Annotated in this window: 18 protein-coding genes and 1 tRNA gene; 12 read left to right on the top strand and 7 right to left on the bottom strand. The window is 62.8% G+C overall.

Features of this window, described 5'->3' with window-relative positions; genetic code table 11:
- Positions 1-19: 19 nt before the first annotated feature.
- The 4 genes from ACQKEK_RS19860 to ACQKEK_RS19845 are packed head-to-tail and all read left to right on the top strand — an operon-like array spanning position 20 to position 4,800.
- Positions 20-1,126, top strand: coding sequence for a BMP family ABC transporter substrate-binding protein (locus ACQKEK_RS19860; RefSeq protein ID WP_499144155.1), 1,107 nt, complete (start codon positions 20-22; stop codon positions 1,124-1,126).
- A complete protein-coding gene (locus ACQKEK_RS19855) occupies positions 1,123-2,745 on the top strand; it encodes an ABC transporter ATP-binding protein (RefSeq protein WP_499144154.1) in 1,623 nt (540 codons plus the stop codon). The genes ACQKEK_RS19860 and ACQKEK_RS19855 overlap by 4 nt, the downstream gene beginning before the upstream one ends.
- Positions 2,738-3,874 (top strand): ABC transporter permease, encoded by a 1,137-nt coding sequence (locus ACQKEK_RS19850; protein ID WP_499144153.1) that lies wholly within the window; start codon positions 2,738-2,740, stop codon positions 3,872-3,874. Before ACQKEK_RS19855 ends, ACQKEK_RS19850 begins: the two co-directional genes overlap by 8 nt.
- Positions 3,874-4,800, top strand: coding sequence for an ABC transporter permease (locus ACQKEK_RS19845; RefSeq protein ID WP_499144152.1), 927 nt, complete (start codon positions 3,874-3,876; stop codon positions 4,798-4,800). The genes ACQKEK_RS19850 and ACQKEK_RS19845 overlap by 1 nt, the downstream gene beginning before the upstream one ends.
- A gap of 58 nt (positions 4,801-4,858) precedes the next feature.
- Here the strand turns inward: ACQKEK_RS19845 and codA are convergent, their stop codons facing one another.
- The 4 genes from codA to ACQKEK_RS19825 form a co-directional block, all read right to left on the bottom strand.
- Positions 4,859-6,094: a cytosine deaminase gene (gene codA / locus ACQKEK_RS19840; RefSeq protein ID WP_499144151.1), complete on the bottom strand. Its 1,236-nt coding sequence runs from the start codon at positions 6,092-6,094 to the stop codon at positions 4,859-4,861.
- Entirely contained in the window at positions 6,091-7,329 is a 1,239-nt protein-coding gene (locus ACQKEK_RS19835; RefSeq protein WP_499144150.1) for a PucR family transcriptional regulator, read from the bottom strand. Before ACQKEK_RS19835 ends, codA begins: the two co-directional genes overlap by 4 nt.
- Positions 7,326-8,609, bottom strand: coding sequence for a cytosine permease (codB, locus tag ACQKEK_RS19830; RefSeq protein ID WP_499144149.1), 1,284 nt, complete (start codon positions 8,607-8,609; stop codon positions 7,326-7,328). Before codB ends, ACQKEK_RS19835 begins: the two co-directional genes overlap by 4 nt.
- 315 nt (positions 8,610-8,924) lie before the next feature.
- A tRNA-Arg gene (locus ACQKEK_RS19825) sits at positions 8,925-9,001 on the bottom strand.
- A 331-nt stretch (positions 9,002-9,332) separates the two neighbouring features.
- Between ACQKEK_RS19825 and gabD the strand changes: the two genes are divergently transcribed.
- The 4 genes from gabD to ACQKEK_RS19805 all read left to right on the top strand — a co-directional run bounded on the left by gabD (position 9,333) and on the right by ACQKEK_RS19805 (position 15,591).
- The gene (gene gabD / locus ACQKEK_RS19820) at positions 9,333-10,781 is read left to right on the top strand and encodes an NADP-dependent succinate-semialdehyde dehydrogenase (RefSeq protein ID WP_499144148.1); all 1,449 of its coding nucleotides are present in this window, start codon (positions 9,333-9,335) and stop codon (positions 10,779-10,781) included.
- Between the two features lie 309 nt (positions 10,782-11,090).
- Complete coding sequence (locus tag ACQKEK_RS19815) at positions 11,091-13,196, top strand: 3-hydroxyacyl-CoA dehydrogenase NAD-binding domain-containing protein (protein WP_499144147.1); 2,106 nt, start codon at positions 11,091-11,093, stop codon at positions 13,194-13,196.
- 43 nt (positions 13,197-13,239) lie between these two features.
- On the top strand, positions 13,240-14,436 hold the full coding sequence (locus tag ACQKEK_RS19810) for an acyl-CoA dehydrogenase family protein (protein WP_499144146.1): 1,197 nt from the start codon (positions 13,240-13,242) through the stop codon (positions 14,434-14,436).
- A 12-nt stretch (positions 14,437-14,448) separates the two neighbouring features.
- Positions 14,449-15,591, top strand: coding sequence for an acyl-CoA dehydrogenase family protein (locus ACQKEK_RS19805; protein WP_499144145.1), 1,143 nt, complete (start codon positions 14,449-14,451; stop codon positions 15,589-15,591).
- A gap of 343 nt (positions 15,592-15,934) precedes the next feature.
- Here ACQKEK_RS19805 and ACQKEK_RS19800 read toward each other — a convergent pair whose 3' ends face one another.
- On the bottom strand, positions 15,935-16,819 hold the full coding sequence (locus ACQKEK_RS19800) for an alpha/beta hydrolase family protein (RefSeq protein WP_499144144.1): 885 nt from the start codon (positions 16,817-16,819) through the stop codon (positions 15,935-15,937).
- Between the two features lie 92 nt (positions 16,820-16,911).
- Between ACQKEK_RS19800 and ACQKEK_RS19795 the strand changes: the two genes are divergently transcribed.
- The gene (locus ACQKEK_RS19795) at positions 16,912-17,493 is read left to right on the top strand and encodes a TetR/AcrR family transcriptional regulator (RefSeq protein WP_499144143.1); all 582 of its coding nucleotides are present in this window, start codon (positions 16,912-16,914) and stop codon (positions 17,491-17,493) included.
- A gap of 108 nt (positions 17,494-17,601) precedes the next feature.
- On the opposite strand, the gene ACQKEK_RS19790 is transcribed toward ACQKEK_RS19795, so the two are convergent.
- Positions 17,602-18,384, bottom strand: coding sequence for an IclR family transcriptional regulator (locus tag ACQKEK_RS19790; protein WP_499144142.1), 783 nt, complete (start codon positions 18,382-18,384; stop codon positions 17,602-17,604).
- Positions 18,385-18,997: 613 nt separating this feature from the next.
- Between ACQKEK_RS19790 and rpmB the strand changes: the two genes are divergently transcribed.
- Positions 18,998-19,234 carry a 50S ribosomal protein L28 gene (gene rpmB, locus ACQKEK_RS19785; protein WP_019339373.1) on the top strand — a complete coding sequence of 79 codons (237 nt, stop codon included), beginning with the start codon at positions 18,998-19,000 and terminating at the stop codon, positions 19,232-19,234.
- Positions 19,235-19,245: 11 nt separating this feature from the next.
- Complete coding sequence (gene rpmG / locus ACQKEK_RS19780) at positions 19,246-19,401, top strand: 50S ribosomal protein L33 (protein ID WP_045423166.1); 156 nt, start codon at positions 19,246-19,248, stop codon at positions 19,399-19,401.
- A 252-nt stretch (positions 19,402-19,653) separates the two neighbouring features.
- Here rpmG and aptA read toward each other — a convergent pair whose 3' ends face one another.
- Positions 19,654-20,973, bottom strand: coding sequence for an omega-aminotransferase AptA (gene aptA, locus ACQKEK_RS19775; RefSeq protein ID WP_499144141.1), 1,320 nt, complete (start codon positions 20,971-20,973; stop codon positions 19,654-19,656).
- 204 nt (positions 20,974-21,177) lie between these two features.
- On the opposite strand from aptA, the gene ACQKEK_RS19770 reads away from it, so the two are divergent.
- Positions 21,178-22,671 carry an aldehyde dehydrogenase gene (locus tag ACQKEK_RS19770; protein ID WP_128119907.1) on the top strand — a complete coding sequence of 498 codons (1,494 nt, stop codon included), beginning with the start codon at positions 21,178-21,180 and terminating at the stop codon, positions 22,669-22,671.
- Positions 22,672-22,715 lie beyond the last annotated feature (44 nt).

Genomic DNA, 22,715 nt, shown 5'->3' with positions numbered 1-22,715 from the left:
CACCATCAGGAAATCAAAAATGCTGAATAAGTTCATGAAACGGACCTTGTGTGCGGCGGTGGCTCTCGGCCTGACAGGCGCGGCGGGCCAGGCTTCGGCGCAGGAAGGGCAGGGGCTGACGCTCGATAAGCCAGCTAAGATCGCCATGCTCTACATCAGCCCGCGCAATGACGGCGGCTGGACTCAGGCGTTCGACGAGGCGCGGCAGAAGCTCGAAACCGAGCTGGATACCAAGATCCAGTACGTCGAGAGCGTGCCGGAGAATGCCTCTTCGATCCGCCCGGCCGTGGACCGCCTCATCCAGCGCGGCGCCAACGTGATCATCGGTACTGCCTTTGGTTACTCGGACACCTTCAAGGAATTGGCCGACAAGTATCCGGACGTGGCCTTCCTCAACGGTTCGGGCACTACCAACAGCGGCAACCTCGAATCCTTCTATGGGCGCACCTACGAAAGCCAGTACCTGTGCGGCATGGCCGCGGGCGCGGCGTCGAAGACCGGCAAGCTCGGCTTCGTCGCGGCCAATCCTTTCGGTCAGGTGAACTGGACGGTCAACGCCTTCGCCCTCGGCGCCCAGCAGATCAACCCGGACGCCACCGTCACCGTGATTTACACCGGAGCCTGGAACGACCCGGTCAAGGAACGCGCCGCCGCCATGGCGCTGATCGACTCTGGCGCCGACGTGCTCGGCCAGCACGTCGACAGCCCCACGCCGCAGATCGTCGCGCAGGAGCGCGGCGTGCATGGCACAGGGCACCATCGAGACATGAGCGAGTTCGCCCCGGACGCCACCGTTTGCTCATCGGTCTGGGTGTGGGACAAGTTCCTCGCGCCGGAGTTGAAGAAGATCAGCGCCGGGAACTGGACGCCACCTGAGAACGGCGCGCTGCTGTCCATGGCCGAAGGCGGCACTGACGCGGCGTGCTGCGGCCCGGCGGTTTCCGAAGCGGATAAGGCCAAGATCATGGCCGCCCGCGAAGAGCTGCTCAAAGGCGAGAAGCAGATCTACGCCGGGCCGATGCTCGACCGCGACGGCACCGAGCGCATCGCTGCTGGCGAGGTCATGGCAGACCCGGCGTTGTGGCAGATGGACTGGTTCGTCAAAGGAGTGATCACCCAGCAATGAGCAACCTGAACGCGATCCAGCTGACCGGGGTGAGCAAGTCGTTCGACGGCTTCATGGCCCTGTCCCAGGCGGATTTCACCGCCAAATGGGGCGAAGTGCACGCGCTGCTCGGCGAGAACGGCGCGGGAAAATCCTCGCTGATGAACATCGCCACCGGCCTCTACGCACCGGAAAGCGGATCGCTGCTGATCGACGACAACCCGGTGCGCTTGAGCGGCCCGCGGGACGCTAGCCGCTACCACATCGGCATGGTTCACCAGCATTTCAAGCTGGTAAAGCCCTTTACCGTGGCTGAGAACATCCAGCTGGGGCTGCCCGAGGGGCCTGGTAATCACGCCTTCGCGGGCAGCCACCGGCAGCGGCTCGCCGCTTTGGAGCAGCGGATTCGCGACAAGGCGGCAGAGCTGGGTTTCACCATCGACCCGCGCAAAGTCACCGAGTCGCTGTCGGTGGCAGAGCAGCAGCGGGTGGAAATTCTCAAGGTGCTGCTGGCTGGCGCGCGGATCTTGATCCTCGACGAACCGACCGCGGTACTCACCGATCAGGAAGCCGAGCGCCTGCTGGAAACGGTGCGCGCCTTTGCCCGCCAGGGGGCGGCGGTGATTCTGGTCACTCACAAGATGAGCGATGTGAAGCGCTTCGCCGACCGCGTCACCGTGATGCGCGGCGGACGGACGATTCAAACCCTCGACCCGCAATCGGTCTCGGTGCCGGAGCTAGTGCGCCTGACCGTGGGCGAATCCGCACCGGCCAGCGAGTATCAGCCGGCGACACCGGGCGAGGTGCGGCTGCACGTGCGTGATCTTAGATCGACCGGCGCGGGCGAGCATGGCGCACTCAATGGCGTGACGCTCGACCTGCGTGCTGGCGAGATCTACGGCATCGCGGGTGTTGGCGGTAACGGCCAGAGCGAGTTGGCCAATGTGCTGATGGGCCTTCCGGAGCGCTGTGAAGGCACGTTGGAGTTGAGCGGTTTTGGCGATCTGCGCCGGGCCAGCCCCGAGCAACGCCGCGAGCTGCGCATCGCCTCGATTCCGGCCGACCGCTACGGCACGGCGCTGGCTGGCGAGCTGTCGGTGGCCGAGAACTTCGGTGTTGGGCAGATCCACAGCGGGCGCTATGGCTCGTTCTTCAATCTCCGGCGCAAGCGTCTGGAGGCTGAGGCCGCCGAGGCGGTGGCGGGTTTCGATGTGCAGGGCGTGCGCTCCCTGAAGCAGAAGGCCGCGCTGCTTTCCGGCGGCAACGCGCAAAAACTGGTGATCGCCCGCGAATTCTCACGCGACCCGCAACTGGTGTTGGTACACAGCCCCAGCCGAGGATTGGACGTGCGGGCCACCGCCGCCGTGCATGCGCGTTTGCGTGCCGCTCGCGATGCCGGCGCGGCCGTGCTGGTGATCAGTGAAGACCTCGATGAAGTGCTGGCTCTGGCCGATCGCATCGGTGTGATGAACGCCGGGCGAATCGTCGAGGAATTCGACCGACCCGCGGACCGCCAGGCCATTGGCAAGGCCATGGTGAGTCATGGAGAGCTGAGTCATGGCGAACTGGGTCACGGAGCGCTCGGTCAGCCCGCGCTCGGTCGTGGCACGCCGAATCTGGAAGGGGTAAGCCATGAATGAACAGGTACGCCCAGTGATCCTTGAGCAGGCCGCGCAGGCGGCGAAGCGCCCCCATCAGCCGCTGCTGTCGCGGCGTTACGCGTTGGAGGTCCGCCAGCAACTGGCGTGGCACTGGCAGGCGGTGATCATCGGTCTCGCCCTGTTGCTGGGGCTGGCTATCTCCGCTGCGATTCTGATCGCCGCCGGGGTGCCGGCCGGCGAGCTGCTCAACGAATTCGTCATCATGACGGTGTTCGATGCGCAGAGCCTGACCGCCGTCTTGTTCCAGGCCTCGCCGATGATCCTTGTCGGCCTGGCCGGCTGCATGGCGTTCCGCGCGAAGTTCTGGAACCTCGGCCTTGAGGGCCAGATGATCTGGGGCGCCATCGGTGCCACTGCGATCTCCCTGTTCGAGGTCGGCCCGCAAACGCTGCGCCTGCCGCTGATGCTCGCAGCGGCGATCTTTTGCGGGCTGCTCTGGGCGCTGGCGCCGGTGTTGCTCAAGCTGCGGCTGAAGGTCAACGAGATCATCTCGACGCTGATGCTCAACTACCTGGCGATCAATTTCCTGCTGCACCTTTTGTACGGAAGCTGGAAGGACCCGAAAAGCTCGTTCCCTTATTCGCCACAATTCCAGCCGTTCGAGCGCCTGCCCGAGCTGTTCGATGGCGTCAGCGCGGCAGTGCCGCTGGCGGTAGTCGTTGCGCTGCTGGCGCTGTGGTTTCTCGGCATTTCCCGCGCCGGGCTCTATCTGCGCTTCGTCGATGCCAACCCGCGTGTGGCGGGCGCGGTGGGCGTGCCGGTGCAGAAAATGATCATCGGCACGGTGCTGATTTCCGGTGCCATGGCCGGGATCGCCGGGTTTCTTGTCACGGCCGGGCAGGAGGGGCGGCTGACTCAGTCGTTCTATCAGGGCTACGGCTTCTCCGGGATCCTCATCGCCTTTCTGGCGCGCAACAACCCGGTGGCAGCGCTGGTGGTGGCGCTGTTGATGGCGATGCTGTTCGTCGCCGGGCGCAGCCTGCAGGTGTTCTACCAGATCCCCTTTTCCATGGTGCAGCTGATCCAGGCGATCCTGGTGATCTGCGTTGCCTCCTCGGATTTCTTCATCCGCCACCGTATACGTCGCGTTCAGGGAGGCGAAAGCTGATGGACATGATCGCCAACTGGCTTGGGAACACGCCGGACTTTGCCGTGCCTTTCGCCCTCGCGGCGCTGGGGCTGATCCTTACCGAGCGCGCTGGTGTGCTGGCCCTCGGTGCCGAGGGCCTGATGCTGGTCGGCGCGCTGGCTGGCATCGGTGCGCAGCTCGCTTACGGCAATCAAGGCATGTCGCTGCTGCTGGCGATGGGCGCGGCGGCCGTGGTGTCGCTGCTGTTCGCGCTGATGGTGCTGGTGCTGCGGATCAATCAGGTGATCGCAGGGTTGGCGCTGGTGTTCTTCTGCCAGGGGCTGACCGGGTTGCTGGGCACGCTGCTGGACTGGACCAACAAGCCGGTAAAAGGGCTGAGCGCCGTCGAGCTCTGGCCACTTTCAGAGATGCCATTGCTGGGCAAGATTTTCGTGCAGAACCCTTTGGTATTCCTGACGCCGCTTATCTTTCTCGCAGTCGTTTGGTTTCTGACCCGCACTACCAATGGCTTGCGGATGCGTGCCGTTGGGGAAAACCCGCAGGCCGCGGATGCTGCTGGCATCTCGGTGCTTGGCTATCGGCTGGTGGCGATTCTTGCCGGGTCCGCGCTGATCGGCTTGGCCGGCGGTTACATCTCGGTGCTCAGCACCAAGTTGTGGATTGCCGACATGACTGGTGGCCGCGGCTGGATCGCCGTGGCGCTGGTGATCTTCGCTCGCTGGTCACCCTGGAAGGCGCTGGCTGGGGCGCTGCTGTTCGGCTGCATTGAGGCGCTGATTCCGCAACTCGCTGCCGCCGGGGTGCGTCTGCCGCAGTACTTCGTGATGATGACGCCTTACGCGGTGACGCTGGCGGTGATGATCTGGGTCGCCAGCGGCAAGCACGTGACAGGCAACCAACCCGGTGCGTTGGGGATACCCTTTATTCGGGAAGAACGGCGCTAATGGAGCCGGAGGGTGAAACCCCTACGGCTCACACCGGAGGCATAGCTGAAAGCAGGCTTCAACAGCGCTCAACGCGTGCCGGGGTGCGTTGCATCAGCAGCTTGCCGTTGCGGATCGAGGCCAGGGCATGGCCCTGGGTGCGGATCATCTCGTAGTCGCTCGGTGCCGAGAGAATCAGCAGATTAGCCGGGCGACCTGCCTCGACGCCGTAGCGATCGCCGAGGTTCAAGGTCCGGGCGCTGTTGTCGGTGATCAAGTCGAGGCCTCGCTGCAGGTCTTCGTAACCAAGCATGTGGCAGATATGCAAACCGGCTTCGAGGATGCGCAGGATGTTGCCGTTGCCCAGCGGATACCAGGGATCGACGATCGAATCCTGGCCAAAGCAGATATTCATCCCGGCGCGATCGATTTCCGCCACGCGCGTCAGTCCACGCCGCTTGGGATAGCTGTCGAAGCGTCCTTGCAGGTGGATGCTTTCGGTCGGGCAGGAAATGAAGTTGATTTCCGACCGTTTCAACAGCCGGAACAGCTTGGAGCAGTAAGCGTTGTCGTAGGAGCCCATCGCGGTGGTATGGCTGGCGGTGACCCGCGTGCCCATTCCGCGCACGCGGGCTTCTTCGGCGAGCACTTCCAGGAAGCGTGACTGCGGGTCGTCCGTCTCGTCGCAGTGAACATCCACGAGCAGACCTTTGCGTTCAGCAAGGTCCATCAGGAATTTGATCGAACTGACGCCCTGTTCTCGGGTGTTTTCGAAGTGCGGAATTCCGCCAACCACGTCCGCGCCGATGGCGACGGCTTCCTCCATCAATGCACGGCCACCGGCAAAGGACTCGATACCTTCCTGCGGAAACGCGACGATCTGCAGGTCGATCAGATGACGGGCCTCGTCACGAACTTCGACCATCGCCTTGAGCGCAGCGAGGGTCGGGTCGGTCACATCAACATGAGTGCGCACATGCTGGATGCCATGGTCGACCAGCATATCGATGGTTTTCTTCGCCCGTGCCTTGGTGTCCTCATGTGTGACCGTGGCCTTGCGTTCGGCCCAGCGCTCGATGCCCTCGAACAGTGTACCGCTCATGTTCCAGGCGGGTTCGCCAGCCGTTAGGGTGGCATCAAGATGAATGTGTGGCTCGATGAAGGGCCCGGTAACCAGGTTGCCAGCGGCGTTCAGGTCGCCGCCTTCAGCGTCTGCGGTAGACGGCTGGGGTTTAATCGCCGCGATACGTTCGCCGACGAGCTCGACGCGAAACAGCCCTTCCTTCCCACGCAAGCGGGCGTTGACGATGTTCATGGGGTATTCCTGTTCGGTTGGGGAGAGGACAGTCGCCTGATCATCAAGGCGACGGCCACGTTCAGGCGGTCGTGTGGATCGTTAAAGGAGCAGCCGGTCAGCGCTTCGATGCGCTGCATGCGATAGCTGAGCGTGTTGCGATGCACAGCCAGCCGCTGGGCGGCGAGTGCCAGGTTGCCGTTCTCGTAGAACCAGGCTTCCAGCGTTGGCATCAGCACCGGTTCGTGGCGCGAGTCATCGCCTATCAGCGCGCCGAGGACCTTGTCGACGAATCGGTCGAGCAGGCTGCGGTCCCGGATCGCCCCGAGCAGCTCCAGCACACCGAGGTCGCTGAAGCAGCACAGGCCCAGACGCTCGGGGAACGATTGAGCTACCAGCAGAGCCTGGCGCGCTTCCCCCAGCCCGCTGGCAAGCTGCGCGGGGCCGTGACCGTTGGCGCTCACGCCTGCGTAGAGCCGCAAGGGCGCTAGTGTGCTGTTGAGCTCATCCAACGCCGCAGCCAGCACTTCACGATTGGGGGACGCATGGGCTGAGCGAGCCGGCAGCAGGGCTATCCAATGCTCGCCCTGGCAGACCAGCGGTAAGGGTTCGCCAAGCTCGATGAGAATCTGCTCCAGCCGGCGTTGCAGCAGTTGTCGAGATGCCTGCAGGCGGCGTTCGGCATCGTGCGGCGGCGCTTGGGTGAAGAGTCGTTCGCTGTCCTGCAGCTTCAGTAGGGCTACCTGACGCGGTGCTGCGAGGGGCATTTGCAGGCTATCGGCTCGCCGCAGGAGTCCTTCGAGCGATTGATAGTCACCGTCGAGCATCTGTTGCAGAACATGCTCACGCGAGCGGCCGAGCATCTGTTCCTGGACCAGCGCTGTGCCAATCGACTGGCTGACCACCACCATCTTCAGCTGGTAGGGCTGTTCCAGCAGCGGTACGCCGAGTCGTTCTGCGTCGCTGACCACTGACTCCGGTATCGCGTGGATAAACTCCTCGCCGGTCAGTATCACCACGCCAGCGGCGACCCGCTCCTGCGCTTCACGAATCAAGCGCAGCAGGTTGGCCTCGTCGCGTGGATGGTTGATGCCGGTGACGAACACCAACTCACCACCCATGACCCAGTCGGCGATGCCTTCGTTCTCGGCTACGTACGTCCAGCGCACCGGATTGTCTACGCCGGCTGCGCCTGCACGCAGGCGCAGGCTTTCCAGCCCCGGAAGCGCGAGGACTGCCGACACAGTCAGGCTCATGGTCGCGGTTGCGCCAACGTCACTTTTCGGCCCAGCGCCAAGCGCTGCAGTTCAAACAGCACAACGTAGGCCAGAGCGCCGACCAGGATCCCGACAATAGGCGCGACCCAGGGCGACAGGTAGGCACTGAGCGCGCCAACAAAGTAGGCCGCGAGCCCGACCCAGTTGAAGGCGGGCAGGCGAGCTTCGGCTAGCAAGGGGTAGCGGCCTCGGTGTGCATAGAAGAAGTCCGCCATGATCACACCGCCGATGGGTGGAATGATCGAGCCGAGCAGAATGAGGAAAGGAACCAGCATGTCGGACATGCCGCCGATCGCCAGCAGGGTGCCGATCGCGGCGCCGCCGAGGGTGACCAGCCGACGCCGTCCGGTGCGCAGCAGGTTGCAGCCGGCCGCCGCGAAGTTGTAGATGGTGTTGTCCTGGGTCGTCCACAGGTTCAGGAACAGCATCACCACGGCGGCCATGGAAAGACCCTGCAGGACCAGTACTTCAACCACGTCCGGCTGCTGATAGACGATTGCACCGTAGGCCCCGGCAACGATCATCAGGCCGTTGCCGATGAAAAACCCGATCAGGCTCGCGAGGACGGCCGTGCGGCCATTACGCGCAAAGCGCGTCCAGTTGGTTGCCTGAGTGGCGCCGCTGACAAAGGTGCCGAACACCATGGTGATCGCCATGCTCAGGCTCATGCTTTCGCTGGGCTCGATGGCCATCAGCGCGTCCAGACCGCCGACGTCGCGGGTGGCGATCCATAGCGAGCAGATGAGCAACACCAGCATGGCCGGCACTGCGAAGCGCGACAGCAGATCCAGGCCCTTGTAGCCGACGAAGGCGGTGATGCAGAAGCCGAAGCCGAACAGCACCATCAGCGGGACCGTCAGGCTTTCTGGCAGGTCGAGAATCTTCACCAGGACCAGCGCGATGGTCGCCGTGCCCCAGGCGTACCAGCCCACCTGGGTGAAGCCAAGGATCACGTCGGAAAGTTTGCTGCCCACCTCGCCAAAGCAGATGCGCCCCATCAGCACCGAGTTGAGCCCGCTGCGGCAGGCGATAAGGCCAAGCGCGGCGGCATACAGGCCCAGCAACAAGTTGCCGATAACTGCGGCCCACAACAGCGTGGTGAAGTCGAACGCCATGCCAATGCGCCCGCCGGCAAACATAGTTGCGGTGAAGAACATAAAACCGAACAGCATGATCGATGTTGAAAACAGTCCTTTGCGGGACGTCATCGGCACTTCGCTCAAGGGAAAATCGCTGTCGTCTCGGTGGGCGTGAGGCATGTCCATAACTCCACAGTTGAGTGAAGTAATACCCCTAGCAGCGGCCATGCCAGTCTGTGGGTAAACCGCTTGAGCTGCGTAATTGTCTAATCGATTGTGCAATGTGCACAGATAGCGTTTCGCTTTGTGCCGAAATCTGGCGATTTCGTTGTAAGAACCGACAAAGGCAGGCGGCCCTTTGGTGCAAGGCAATAGCTCTCTGCACCTCTTTTGCGCCAACTGGAGCGGCTTTACTAGAGGAATACAACGGGAGAAAGCTAGAAACGACAAAGCCCGCACGGGGCGGGCTCTGTAGGGTGTTCGTATACAACGATATGGCGCACCAGGCGGGATTCGAACCCACGACCCCTGCCTTCGGAGGGCAGTACTCTATCCAGCTGAGCTACTGGTGCGTTGCGGGGCGCAATCATACGCATGTCGTCTGCGGTCGTCCATGGCGCTTCGGCGGCCGCGTCGCAGACGGGGCGGGGCGTGAGACGGCGAACCGGCCGGTCATCAGACTGGGCTATGGCGCGTTAATTTTTCCGAACATGGTGTTGCCTGTTCATAGGCTGCGGGCCTAGCATTCGTTCGAGATTTCAAACGCCCCGTCGTGCAGCAGGAACCCCGAGGCCATCCCTCGTTCTGACCTAGGTCGGGCGGATTCCACTGCCAATTGCCCGTAACGGCCTCAGGGCCGTGGTTCATTTTCCGGCGCGCGCCGCCGGCTCGTAGGAGACTGCCATGCAACTCAAAGACACATCGCTGTTCCGCCAGCAGGCCTATATCGACGGAGCCTGGCAGGACGCGGATAGCGGCCAGACCATCAAGGTCAACAACCCGGCCAGCAACGAGATTCTTGGCACCGTGCCGAAGATGGGTGCTGCCGAGACGCGCCGCGCCATCGCGGCTGCCGAGCGCGCGCTGCCGGCCTGGCGTGACCTGACTGCCAAGGAGCGTTCGCAGAAGTTGCGCCGCTGGTTCGAGCTGATGATGGAAAACCAGGACGATTTGGGTCGTCTGATGACACTGGAGCAGGGCAAGCCGCTGGCCGAGTCGAAGGGCGAGATCGCCTATGCCGCCTCCTTTATCGAGTGGTTCGCCGAGGAAGCCAAGCGCATCTATGGCGACACCATTCCTGGGCATCAGAAAGATAAGCGCATCATCGTTATCAAGCAGCCGATTGGCGTGACCGCGGCCATCACCCCGTGGAATTTCCCGGCAGCGATGATCACCCGCAAGGCTGGTCCGGCGCTCGCGGCGGGCTGCACCATGGTGCTCAAACCCGCCAGCCAGACGCCATTTTCCGCGCTGGCCCTGGCTGAGCTGGCTGAACGTGCCGGCATCCCGAAGGGCGTGTTCAGCGTTGTTACCGGTTCGGCCGGCGACATCGGTGACGAACTGACCGCCAACCCGACCGTGCGCAAACTTAGCTTCACCGGCTCCACCGAAGTCGGTGCCAAGCTGATGGCTCAGTGCGCGCCGGGCATCAAGAAGCTCTCGCTGGAGTTGGGCGGCAATGCGCCCTTCCTGGTTTTCGACGATGCCGACCTCGACGAAGCGGTGAAGGGCGCCATGCAGTCCAAGTACCGCAACGCGGGGCAGACCTGCGTGTGCGTCAACCGCATCTATGTGCAGGATTCGGTCTATGACGCGTTTGCCGAGAAATTTCAGGCAGCGGTGGCCAAGCTCAAGGTCGGCAACGGGCTGGATGAAGGCGTCGATATCGGTCCGCTGATCGACGACCGCGCCGCCGCCAAGGTACGCGAGCATATTGAAGACGCGGTGGCCAATGGCGCCAAGGTCCTCACCGGCGGCAAGGCCCATGAAATGGGCGGAAGCTATTTCGAGCCGACCCTGATGGTCAACGTCCCGCACGATGCCAAGGTGGCGAAGGAAGAGACCTTCGGCCCGCTGGCGCCGCTGTTCCGCTTTAAGGACGAGGCCGAGGGTATCGCCCTAGCGAATGACACCGAGTTCGGGTTGGCCGCTTACTTCTATGCGCGCGACCTGGGCCGTGTGTTCCGCGTCGCTGAGGCCATCGAGTCGGGGATGATCGGCATCAATACCGGCATGATTTCCACCGAGGTCGCGCCGTTTGGCGGGGTGAAGTCCTCCGGTCTGGGACGTGAAGGCTCCAAGTACGGCATCGAGGATTACCTCGAGATCAAGTACCTCTGCCTGGGGTTATAAAACGCGCTGAGCTACGAGGAGCCGGCTCCGATGGAGCCAGGCTCCTTTTTTATGCCCGGTGGTCGGGCAATTCGACAAGCCGCGATGGGCCGCGCTGGGTCCGCTAACGTTTGCAGTTGGCTTTGCAAGAAGAGCGGGAACACCCGGCTTTAGTTATGCCGAGAACGCTGTATCGGTTATGGCGCTTGCTAGCCGAGAGGATTGTTGCCAGTCTCTCGACATGCGGAAATGACTCGACTATTCTGCTGTGCGAAACATGATTCCGTGAAATAACAATTCCAATCATCATTTCACAAGCGGAGGCCTGCCATGACGGACGCCGTACGGCTCGAACTTCAGGGCGAGATTGCTCTGATCACGGTCAATAATCCACCGGTCAACGCACTCGGCCACGCCGTGCGAGAGGGTTTGCTGCAGGCATTCCAGAGTGCTGAAGCAGATTCCCAGGTGCGCGCGGTGGTGCTGGCTTGCGAAGGCAGTACCTTTATTGCCGGCGCTGACATCAAGGAGTTCGGCAAGCCGCCGCAGGCGCCGAGCCTGCCCGAGGTGATCGAAGCTATCGAAGGCTCCACCAAGCCGAGCGTCGCCGTCATCCATGGCACCGCGCTCGGTGGGGGGCTGGAAGTCGCGTTGGGCTGTCATTACCGGATCGCCCGCAAGGACGCCAAGGTCGGCCTGCCCGAAGTGAAGCTGGGTTTGTTGCCCGGCGCCGGCGGCACCCAGCGGCTACCGCGTCTGGCCGGTGTCGAGAAGGCGCTGGACATGATTGTCAGCGGCACGCCGATCAGTGCGGCTGAGGCGGTCGAGCACAACATCGTCGACGAGCTGTTCGAGGGTGATCTGCGCGAGGCCGGCCTGGCTTATGCACGTCGGCTGGTAGACGAAGGCCGCGGCCCGCGCCGCACGGGAGAACAGACCCACGGTCTCGAAGGCGTCGACAACGAGGCGCTGATCCGCGCCAAGCACACCGAAGTCGCCAAGCGTATGCCCGGACTGTTCTCGCCGCTGCGCTGCATTGCGGCGGTTGAAGCCGCGACACAGCTGCCGCTGGCCGAGGGCCTCAAGCGTGAGCGCGAACTCTTCGCCGAGTGCCTGAACTCGCCGCAACGCGGCGCACTGATCCATTCATTCTTTTCAGAACGGCAAGCCGGAAAGATTAACGACCTGCCCGCCGACGTGAAGCCGCGCACGATCAAGACGGCGGCGGTGATCGGTGGCGGCACCATGGGCGTCGGCATCGCGATGAGCTTCGCCAATGCCGGTGTGCCGGTGAAGCTGCTCGAGATCAACGACGAAGCCCTGCAACGCGGTCTGCAGCGCGCCCGCGACACCTATGCGGCGAGCGTCAAGCGAGGCAGCCTGACGGAGGAGGTCATGGAGCAGCGTCTCGCGCTGGTCGAAGGCGCCACCGACTACGCTGCGCTGGCCGATGCTGATGTGGTGGTCGAGGCGGTGTTCGAGGAAATGGGCGTCAAGCAGCAGGTGTTCGAACAGCTGGATGCGGTATGCAAGCCCGGTGCGATCCTCGCCTCTAACACCTCATCGTTGGATCTGAACGCTATCGCCGCCTTCACCAATCGCCCGGAAGACGTGGTCGGCCTGCACTTTTTCAGTCCGGCCAACGTCATGCGACTGCTGGAAGTGGTGCGCGGCGACAAGACCAGTCACGAGGTGCTGGCCACCGCCATGGCCATCGGCAAGCAGCTGAAGAAGGTCTCGGTGGTAGTGGGCGTGTGCGACGGCTTCGTCGGCAACCGCATGGTCTTCCAATACGGCCGCGAGGCGGAATTCCTGCTGGAGGAGGGCGCCACGCCGCAACAGGTCGATGGCGCGCTGCGCAACTTCGGCATGGCCATGGGGCCGTTCGCCATGCGTGACCTGTCCGGTCTCGACATCGGCCAGGCGATTCGCAAGCGCCAGCGCGCGACGCTGCCGGCGCACCTGGATTTCCCCACCGTCTCCGACAAGCTCTGCGCCGCCGGCATGCTCGGCCAGAAGACCGGAGCCGGCTACTACCGCTACGAGCCGGGCAACCGCACGCCGCTGGAGAACCCTGAACTCACGCCTATGCTGGAAGCTGCATCGCAGGAGAAAGGCATCGAGCGAAGAGCGCTGGACGAGCAGTACATCGTCGAGCGCTGCATCTTCGCGCTGGTCAACGAGGGCGCCAAGATCCTTGAAGAGGGCATTGCCCAGCGCTCCAGTGATATCGACGTCATCTACCTCAACGGCTACGGCTTCCCGGCCTTCCGTGGCGGGCCGATGTTCTATGCCGACAGCGTTGGCCTGGACACCGTGCTGGCGCGGGTCAAGGAACTGCACGCACGTTGCGGCGACTGGTGGAAGCCGGCGCCACTGCTGGAAAAACTGGCCGCCGAAGGCCGCACCTTTACCGAATGGCAGGCCGGGCAATGAGCGCCGCCCGCCTGCACACCGATCGGACATCGAGGATCCAACAATGAACGTCAACTACACGGCTGAAGAGCTCGCCTTCCGCGATGAAGTGCGTGCCTTCCTGACAAACGAGCTGCCGGCGGACATCGCCGCCAAGGTCAAGCTCGGCAAGCACATGTCCAAGCAGGACCACGAGCGCTGGCAGCAGATTCTGGTCAAGCGCGGCTGGTACGCGCCGGGCTGGCCGGTGGAGTTGGGCGGGACCACCTGGGGCCCGGTCGAGAAACACATCTTCGACGAGGAATGCGCCCAGTTTGGCGCGCCACGTACCGTGCCCTTCGGCGTCAACATGGTCGCGCCGGTGATCATCAAGTTCGGCACCCAGCAGCAGAAAGACCACTACCTGCCGCGCATCCTCTCCGGCGAAGACTGGTGGTGTCAGGGCTATTCCGAGCCGGGCGCAGGTTCCGACTTGGCAAGCCTGAAGACCCGCGCCGTGCGCGATGGCGACCACTACGTGGTCAACGGCCAGAAGACCTGGACCACCCTCGGCCAGCACGCCAACATGATCTTCTGCCTGGTGCGAACCGACCCCGAAGCCCAGCAGCAGCGCGGCATCAGCTTTCTGTTGATCGACATGAGCACGCCGGGCATCAGCGTGCGTCCAATCATCACCCTAGACGGCGACCACGAGGTCAACGAGGTCTTCTTCGACAACGTCCGCGTGCCGGTGGAGAACCTCGTCGGCGAGGAAAACCAGGGCTGGACCTGCGCCAAATACCTGCTGACCCACGAGCGCACCGGGCTGGCCGGCATCGGCGCCTCGAAGGCCGCACTGGCGCACCTCAAGCGCATCGCCATGAAGGAAGTCTGCGACGGTAAACCGATGCTCGAAGACCCGCTGTTCCGCGCCCAGGTGGCGGAAGTGGAGATGCAGTTAATGGCCATCGAGATGAGCACCCTGCGCATCCTCGCCGCGGCTAAGGAGGGCGGCGTGCCCGGCGCCGAATCCTCGATCCTCAAGGTCAAGGGCACCGAGATCCGCCAGGCCATCACCAGCCTGCTGCGCAAGGTCATCGGTCCTTATGCGTTGCCATTTCTTGAAGAGGAACTGCAGCTGGATTACGAAGGCGACCTCTTGCACGCTGACTACAGCGCGTCGCTGGCTGGCGACTACTTCAACATGCGCAAGCTGTCGATCTTCGGCGGCTCCAACGAAATCCAGAAGAACATCGTCTCGAAGATGATTCTCGAGCTGTAAGGGGGCACCGCAATGGACTTCAAACTGACTGAAGAGCAGCAAATGCTGCAAGACACCGCGGCGCGCCTGGTGCGCGACGCCTACCCGTTCGAGCAGCGCGAGAAATTCAGCGAGTCGGAACTGGGCTTTTCGTCCGAGTTCTGGTCGCAGCTGGGTGAGCTGGGCCTGACCGCCGTACCCTTTGCCGAAGAGATCGGCGGCTTTGGTGGCGGCGGCGTGGAAACCATGCTGGTCATGACCGAGCTGGGCCGAGGCCTGACGCTGGAGCCCTACCTGCAATCGGTGATCTTCGGCGGCGGGCTGCTCAATCAGCTGGGCAATGACGCGCAGATACAGGATCTGCTGCCTCAGGTGGCGGCCGGCTCGCTGCAGCTGGCGGTGGCCTTCGAGGAGCCGCAGAGCCACTACAACCTTCATGATGTGCAGACCAAGGCCGAGGCGGTCGATGGCGGCTATCGCCTATCTGGACGCAAGGCTGTGGTGATCGGCGGACACAGCGCCGGGAAGATCATCGTCTCCGCACGCAGTTCAGGTGATAGCCGCGATGAGGCCGGCATCAGCCTGTTCCTGGTCGATCCGAATGCTCCGGGCGTCAGTCGCCGCGTCTACCCGACCATCGACGGGCGCAAGGGCTGCGAGCTGTTCCTCGATAACGTGCAGGTCGGTGCTGACGCCGTGCTGGGCGAGATCGGCAATGCACTGCCCGCGCTGCGCTACCAGCAGGGCCGCGCCATCGCCGCGCAGTGTGCTGATGCCCTCGGCAGCATGGACGAGGCCTGCAAGCTGACCCTCGACTACCTGAAGACGCGCAAGCAGTTCGGCGTGCCGATCGGCAAGTTCCAGGTGCTGCAGCACCGCATGGTGGACATGCAAACCGAGCTGGAGCAGGCCACCAGCATGGCGATCCTCGCCGCGACCTTTGCCGATGGCGAAGACAACGACGACCGCCGCCGCATCATCGCCGCCGCCAAATACATCTGCGCCCGCGCCGCGCGCAAGGTGGCCGAAGAAGCGATCCAGCTGCACGGCGGCATCGGCATGACCTGGGAATACAACCTCGCACACCACGCCAAGCGCCTGGTGATGATCGCCCATCAGTTCGGGGACGATGACCATCACCTGAAGACCTATGCGAAGTTGATGCAGGTGGCGTGACGCGCCAATCGAGACACCACGACCGGGCCCTATGGTCCGGTCTTCTATTTAGGCATCCTTTCTTATGGCGCGCCGGGCGGCCCTCCGCTTCATCGCATCGTCGGGGCGCAGGTGGTGGGCTGAAGCCCGCCCTACCGCTTAGGTTTGGATTACGTCGATGTCTACGTAGGAGCCAGCTTGCTGGCGATCTGGGGCTGCAGGGAGGTTTTGATCGCCAGCAAGCTGGCTCCTACAGCGGCTCAACGGTGAGTCGGGGTTGAGGGACTCAACGTGCGGCCGACGTGCCTATCGGTACCTTGCCCCATTGGTTGCGCAAGGTCCGTGACCGTTTCGAACGCACCTTTTACGCAACCGCCTGATCATTTCCAAAGTTGAGCTCCGGCAACAAATAATCCGTCCAGAGCGTAGGCGCGAAGGCTCGGCGGAAGAACCCGAAGTGGCCGATGCGCTCGGCGCCGACTTCGTTTGGGGCGATGCGGCGCATCTGTTTCGGTGCGGCGGTGTAGAAGCCGTGCAAGGACTCGGTATTGCGCGCCGACATCATCTCGTCGTCGGTAAATGACAGGGACGTCAGTGGCGTCTGTACTTCGGCGAACGCGCGCCGCATGGGTTCGCCCTCGACGCCAACCAAGTACTCGGGATGCAGGCACCAGCGACGCCACTGGCGGATCACGCCGGCCGGCAGATCACCCACTGCCCCGATACGCCCACCGGGAAAGTAGCCGAACAACGGCGTAAGCAGCGGCGCCAATCCATGCCAAAGCAACCAGGCTTGTCGGCGAATCTGTGGGCTATTCTCGCGCCAATAACCGCTGCCTGCAGCGATGGTCACGATGCGGGTGAGCCGCTCATGGCCTTGCACCAGGGGCAGGATTTGCGCGCCGACGCTGTGGCCGATCCAATAGATCGGTCGCTCCCCGGCCGCTTCCGCAACGTTGGCCAGCACGGCACTGCAGTCGTGACGGGCCCAGTCGAGAATATCCACCTCAAGCTGACGTAAAGGGATATGACAGGACTGGCCCATGCCGAGGTAGTCGAAGGTCACCACCAAAAATCCCTGGTTGGCGAGCCAACTGGCGAAATGGGCATAGAAGTCTTGTTTCACCGCCATTGCAGGAGCGATCAGCACGGCGCCGCGTGGCATGCCCTCAGGGTGATACCAGCAGCTCGCCAATTGGTGGCCGTTACCGTTGTCGATCGAGCGTGCTTCAGCCTGTATCGTCGCCATGCCTGTTCTCCGGTCTTTTTGTAATGCCTGGATCGGTGCAGTATACGAGCAGCAGAAATTAATTCTAGAACATTATTCTAGTCGGAGATCGGATGGCCCGAAGTAGTCGCAAGCAAGAAATTCTTCAGGCTGCGCTCGCCTGCTTCACCGAGTTCGGAGTGGAGGCGACCACCATCGAGATGATCAGAGACCGTTCCGGTGCGAGTATCGGCAGCCTCTACCATCATTTCGGCAACCGTGAGCGGATCATCGCTGCGCTTTACCTGGAGGGCATTGGTGAATACGCCGCGCTGCTGGAGGCCGGGCTGATCGAGACGCTGGATGCCGAGGCGTGCGTCAAATTGTTCGTCACCAGCTACATCGATTGGGTCGCGGAGAACCCGGACTGGGCACGCTTCGTCCTGCATAACCGCGGGCGAGTCGAGGCCGGCGAGATGGGTGAACGGCTGCGCGAGGTCAATCAGGCCCATGGCGAGCGGGTCAGCGCTATCTTGCGGCGACACCGGGAGAGCGGTGCCTTTCGCCGGATGCCAGGCGATTGCTTTCTGGCTGTAGTGATCGGGCCCTGCCACGACCTGGCCCGTAACTGGCTGGCCGGGCGCTCGCGCACTGCGTTGGCGGACTGCCGCGAACTGCTCGCGGACATCGCCTGGGCCAGCGTCCGGGCGCAGTGACCGCCACGCATCTGCCAAAACCCGTTCTAGTAAATGCCAATTGAATCCGCGCTTCTGAGCTGCCTTGGCCACCTTCGGCGCGATAGCCCGGGCGCGTTAGTCAAGCGATCAGACGCCCAGACTTTCGATATCGCGTGCGAGCATTTCCAGCTGATGCGCCAGCGAGCCGCGTAGGGTTTCTTCGCTGAGCTGGAACGAGGGCGCGCCGCAGGTCAGCGCCATGATGCTGCCGTCGGCCAGATGCAGCGGTACGCCAGCGGCCATCACGTTGCGGTCCCAGTCGCCGAGCGACAAGCAGAAGCCATGCTGGCGGAACTCGGCAAAGGAGCCGTCCAACGATTGCTTCATGGTTGCCCAGTCGTCTCCGTACTTGGTTTCCAGCGCGGCCATCAGGTGCTCTCGCTCCTTGTCCGGGGTTGCGGCGAGGAAGGCGCGGCCTGCCGCGGTGGTGGCCAGGGGCAGGCGTACACCCGCGTCCATGCGTAGCGTCGAAACCTCGGCCGGACGGCAGTTCTCGATGTAGATCATCGATAGCCGGTCACGGCAGGTCAGCCCCACTGATGTGTTGGTACGGCGGGAAAACTCATCCATGTATGGCTTGGCCAGCTGGCGCACGCGCAGGTTGGATACGTAGGCATAACCCAGCGCCAGCACGCCGGAATCGAGCTGGTACTTTTCCAGCTGCGGCGAGTAGCTGAGGTAACCGAGCTTGGTCAGGGTGTAGGTCATGCGCGACACCGTCGGTTTGGGCAATCCGGTGATACGCGCAATGTCCTGGTTGCCCATCACCACCGAACCGTGGGTGAAGGCACGCAGTACATCCAGCCCGCGCGATAGCGCTTCGACGAATTTGCGGTCCTTGGGAGTATCGGTGTCTTCGATGTCGCTCATGTGGTGTCGGTCTGTCTAGTGGTGGGGCTGCGGGGCCGCACGATAGCAGATCGCCCCTTCGCTCGGCAGGGCGGCCATTACAGAATGCTCGGGCCCTGCCGCGAGGGCAGGCCATCGCCAGGTTGCTTGTCCCAATTCAGGCATAATAGCTGAAAATATCGGTTCTGCATTCCGCAGAGTAAAACATCAGTTCGCTGACAATGCTGGTTTGATGGTCGGATCTGATGAGTGCTGTATCGTTACGCGCGGTTGCTCCGCTTCGATATGACCCAAGCCGATGTGCCCGTTAGGCCGGCTCGTTGCCGGTGGGCGGTTGGGTCTATATAAAGAGGGGAAGACAAAGGCGACGAACGGCGTATTCCGGCAGACCGTGCCGGGCGCGGCCTAAGAAGGAATTGAGGCGATAGACGCCGATGCTTAAAAGTTACACCGCGCTTGTTGCCAGGGGGGCTTTCTGATATAAAGCAGCGCTCTTTTCTAGGGGCCCGGTTTCATCGCTTGCCGCGTAGCCGGTAAGACCCCAACGAAACGTGGCGCTGAGCGCCAAAAAGACATTTGAATTCAAGCGGCCAACCCATGCCGGGTTGGGCATGTGGTTTTAGAGGGCTGAGGCATGTCGAGAGTCTGTCAAGTTACCGGTAAGGGTCCGGTAACCGGGAACAACATTTCCCACGCGAACAACAAAACCCGTCGTCGTTTTCTGCCGAACCTGCAGCATCATCGCTTCTGGGTCGAGTCCGAGAACCGCTTCGTACGTCTGCGCCTGACTGCCAAAGGCATGCGCGTTATCGACAAGCGCGGCATCGACGCCGTTCTGGCTGAACTCCGCGCTCGCGGCGAAAAGGTTTAAGGAGAACTATCATGCGTGACCTGATCCGTTTGGTGTCCAGCGCCGGTACCGGCCACTTCTACACCACCGACAAGAACAAGCGCACCACTCCCGACAAGATCGAAATCAAGAAGTACGATCCTGTCGTGCGTAAGCACGTGATGTACAAGGAAGCCAAGATCAAGTAATTGATCGGCCCTTGAAGAAAAACCCGCCAATCGGCGGGTTTTTTCGTTTCTGGGCTAGAGGTCTTCAAGCTGTGGAACGCCAAAAGCTTCGCCCCGGGGCGGGCCTCCCACAAATGCTAAAAGCCAGCGCTCTGAGCCAGAGTCAAAGCCCAGAGTCCAGAGCCGAGCTCTGCACAGAACCGCTCCATTGGGAGGCGCGCCCCGCGGCGAATGCAGGCCGTAGGCGTGCCAAAAAAAGCTCCTCTCGTTCCGTCAGCCAGCCTTGCGAATGGCATCAGCCAGACGCTCGATCATCGCGTCGATATGCTCGCGCTCGACGATCAGCGCCGGTGACAAGGCGATGGTGTCGCCGCTGGCGCGCGCCAGCAGACCATCCTCGAAGCACTGACGGAACACCTCGTAGCCACGCTTGCCGACGCCGTCCGCATGGGCCGCGAACTGAATGCCGGCCACCAGCCCAACCGTACGGATATCGGTCACGTTCGGCAGCCCCTGGAGGCTGAACAGGGCATCCTGCCAGTACTCTTCGAGCTCGATGGCTTTCTGGAACAGGTTCTCCCGCTGGTAGATTTCCTGAGTGGCAAGTGCGGCTGCGCAGGCCACCGGGTGGCCGGAGTAGGTGTAGCCGTGGAAGAACTCGATGGTACTTTCCGGACCGTGCATGAAGGCCTCATGAATTTGTTCGTCGACCAGCACCGCGCCCATGGGTATCGCGCCGTTAGTCAGGCCTTTGGCGCAGGTGAGAATGTCGGGCGTGACGCCCCAGCGCTGGGCAGCGAAGGCCTCGCCGACCCGACCGAAGCCGGTAATCACTTCGTCGAAGATCAGCAGGATGCCGTGCTTGCGGGTGATCTCGCGCAAGCGCTGCAGATAACCCTTCGGCGGCAGGATCACCCCAGCAGAGCCGGACATTGGCTCGACAATCACGGCGGCAATGTTTTCCGCCCCATGCAAGGTGACCAGTCGTTCCAGCTCGTCGGCTCTCTCCACGCCGTGCTCTGGCAGGCCACGGCTGAATGCGTTGCGTTGCAAGTCGAGCGTGTGCGGCAGGTGGTCGACACCTGGTAATAGCGCGCCAAAGGCCTTGCGGTTGTTGGCCATGCCGCCGACCGAAATGCCGCCAAAGCCGACGCCGTGATAGGCCAGTTCGCGGCCGATCAGGCGGGTGCGACTGCCTTGGCCGATCGCGCGCTGATAGGCCAGGGCGATCTTCAATGCGGTGTCCGCCGACTCCGACCCGGAGTTTGTGAAGAACACCCGGTTCAGCCCGGCCGGGCTGATCTGTGCCAGCCGCTCGGCCAGCTCGAAGGGCAGCGGGTGCCCCATCTGGAAGGTCGGTGCGAAATCCAGCTGGGCGATCTGCCGGCTCACCGCCTCGGTGATCTCGCGGCGGCCGTGGCCGGCGTTGCAGCACCAGAGCCCGGCAGTGCCATCGATCACCTGACGGCCATCGGTGTCTGTGTAATACATGCCCTCGGCGCGCTCCAGCAGGCGCGGACTGCCCTTGAACTGACGGTTGGCGGTGAAGGGCATCCAGAAATGTTCGGCAGATGTGGCGCGATCGTGGGCCATGACTAGCTCCGGCAGGGCGACGGGTTCGACGGCTATGCTGTAGCGCGACATCACCCGAGCGCCCAGCGGTTTTGGCGAGTCTATGTTTAATAAAACGCACAAAACAAGGCAGAAAACGGCTGCTGCGTAAAAAATATTGATAGGCCTGGTGCCGCTGGTTTAGGGTGCTTTTCTGATTATTCGACAGACTACCGAGGACGCCCCATGACCACCCTGACTCTTGCCGATTGGCAACAGCGTGCCCGCGACCTGCGCATCGAAGGCCGCGCCTTCATCCAGGGCGAATACACCGAGCCCACCGGCGGCGCCCGCTTCGACTGCATCAGCCCGGTCGATGGGCGGGTGTTGGCGCAGGTGGCGAGCTGTGACGAGGCCGATGCTGATCGCGCCGTGATCAGCGCCCGTATGGCTTTCGAATCTGGCGTCTGGTCCCGCCTGGCGCCAGCCAAGCGCAAGGCGACCATGATTCGCTTCGCCAACCTGATCCAGGCCAACGCCGAGGAGTTGGCCTTGTTGGAAACCTTGGACATGGGCAAGCCGATCAGCGATTCGCTGAATGTCGACATGCCCGGCTCAGCCAATGCGCTGCGCTGGTCCGGCGAGGCGATCGACAAGATTTACGACGAAGTGGCCGCGACTCCGCACGATCAGCTGGGCCTGGTGACCCGCGAGCCGGTAGGTGTGGTAGCGGCGATCGTGCCTTGGAATTTCCCCCTGATGATGGCCTGCTGGAAGCTTGGCCCAGCGCTGGCCACAGGTAACTCGGTGGTCCTCAAGCCGTCTGAAAAATCCCCGCTCACCGCCATCCGCGTGGCGCAACTGGCGATCGAGGCAGGCATTCCGCCGGGCGTGCTCAACGTGCTGCCGGGCTACGGCCACACCGTGGGTAAGGCGCTGGCGCTGCACATGGACGTCGACACGCTGGTGTTCACCGGCTCCACACGGGTTGCCAAGCAGCTGATGATCTACGCTGGCGAGTCGAACATGAAGCGCGTCTGGCTGGAAGCGGGCGGCAAGAGCCCGAACATCATCTTTGCTGACGCCCCGGACCTGGAGGCCGCAGCGAAGTCTGCGGCGGGCGCCATCGCCTTCAACCAGGGCGAGGTCTGCACCGCTGGCTCGCGGCTATTGGTCGAAAGCTCGGTCAAGGAGCGCTTCCTGCCGATGGTGGTCGAGGCGCTCAAGGGCTGGAAGCCTGGTAACCCGTTGGATCCGGCCACCAATGTCGGCGCGCTGGTCGATACCCAGCAGCTCGACACCGTGCTCGGCTACATCGAAGCCGGTCGCAACGACGGTGCGAAGGTGCTGATCGGCGGGCAACGGACGATGCAGGACACTGGCGGCCTGTATGTCGAGCCGACGATCTTCGATGGCGTGAGCAATGCGATGAAGATCGCCCGCGAAGAGATCTTCGGTCCGGTGCTTTCGGTGATCACCTTCGACACCGCAGCCGAGGCGGTGAGCATCGCCAACGACACGCCGTACGGCCTCGCCGCCGCCGTGTGGACGGCTGATCTGTCCAAGGCGCACCTGACCGCCAAAGCGTTACGGGCTGGCAGTGTCTGGGTCAACCAGTACGACGGCGGTGACATGACTGCACCGTTCGGCGGCTTCAAGCAGTCCGGCAACGGTCGCGACAAGTCACTGCATGCCTTCGACAAGTACACCGAGCTGAAGGCCACCTGGATCAAGCTCTAACGACATCCGTAGGGTGGATGTCGCTTTTTACATCCACCTTCTGT

Source organism: Pseudomonas sp. NPDC077408, from assembly GCF_050269105.1.
Taxonomy (GTDB): domain Bacteria; phylum Pseudomonadota; class Gammaproteobacteria; order Pseudomonadales; family Pseudomonadaceae; genus Stutzerimonas.
Note: the sequence above shows the minus strand (reverse complement) of the source record. Positions and strands in the feature narration are given on the sequence as shown.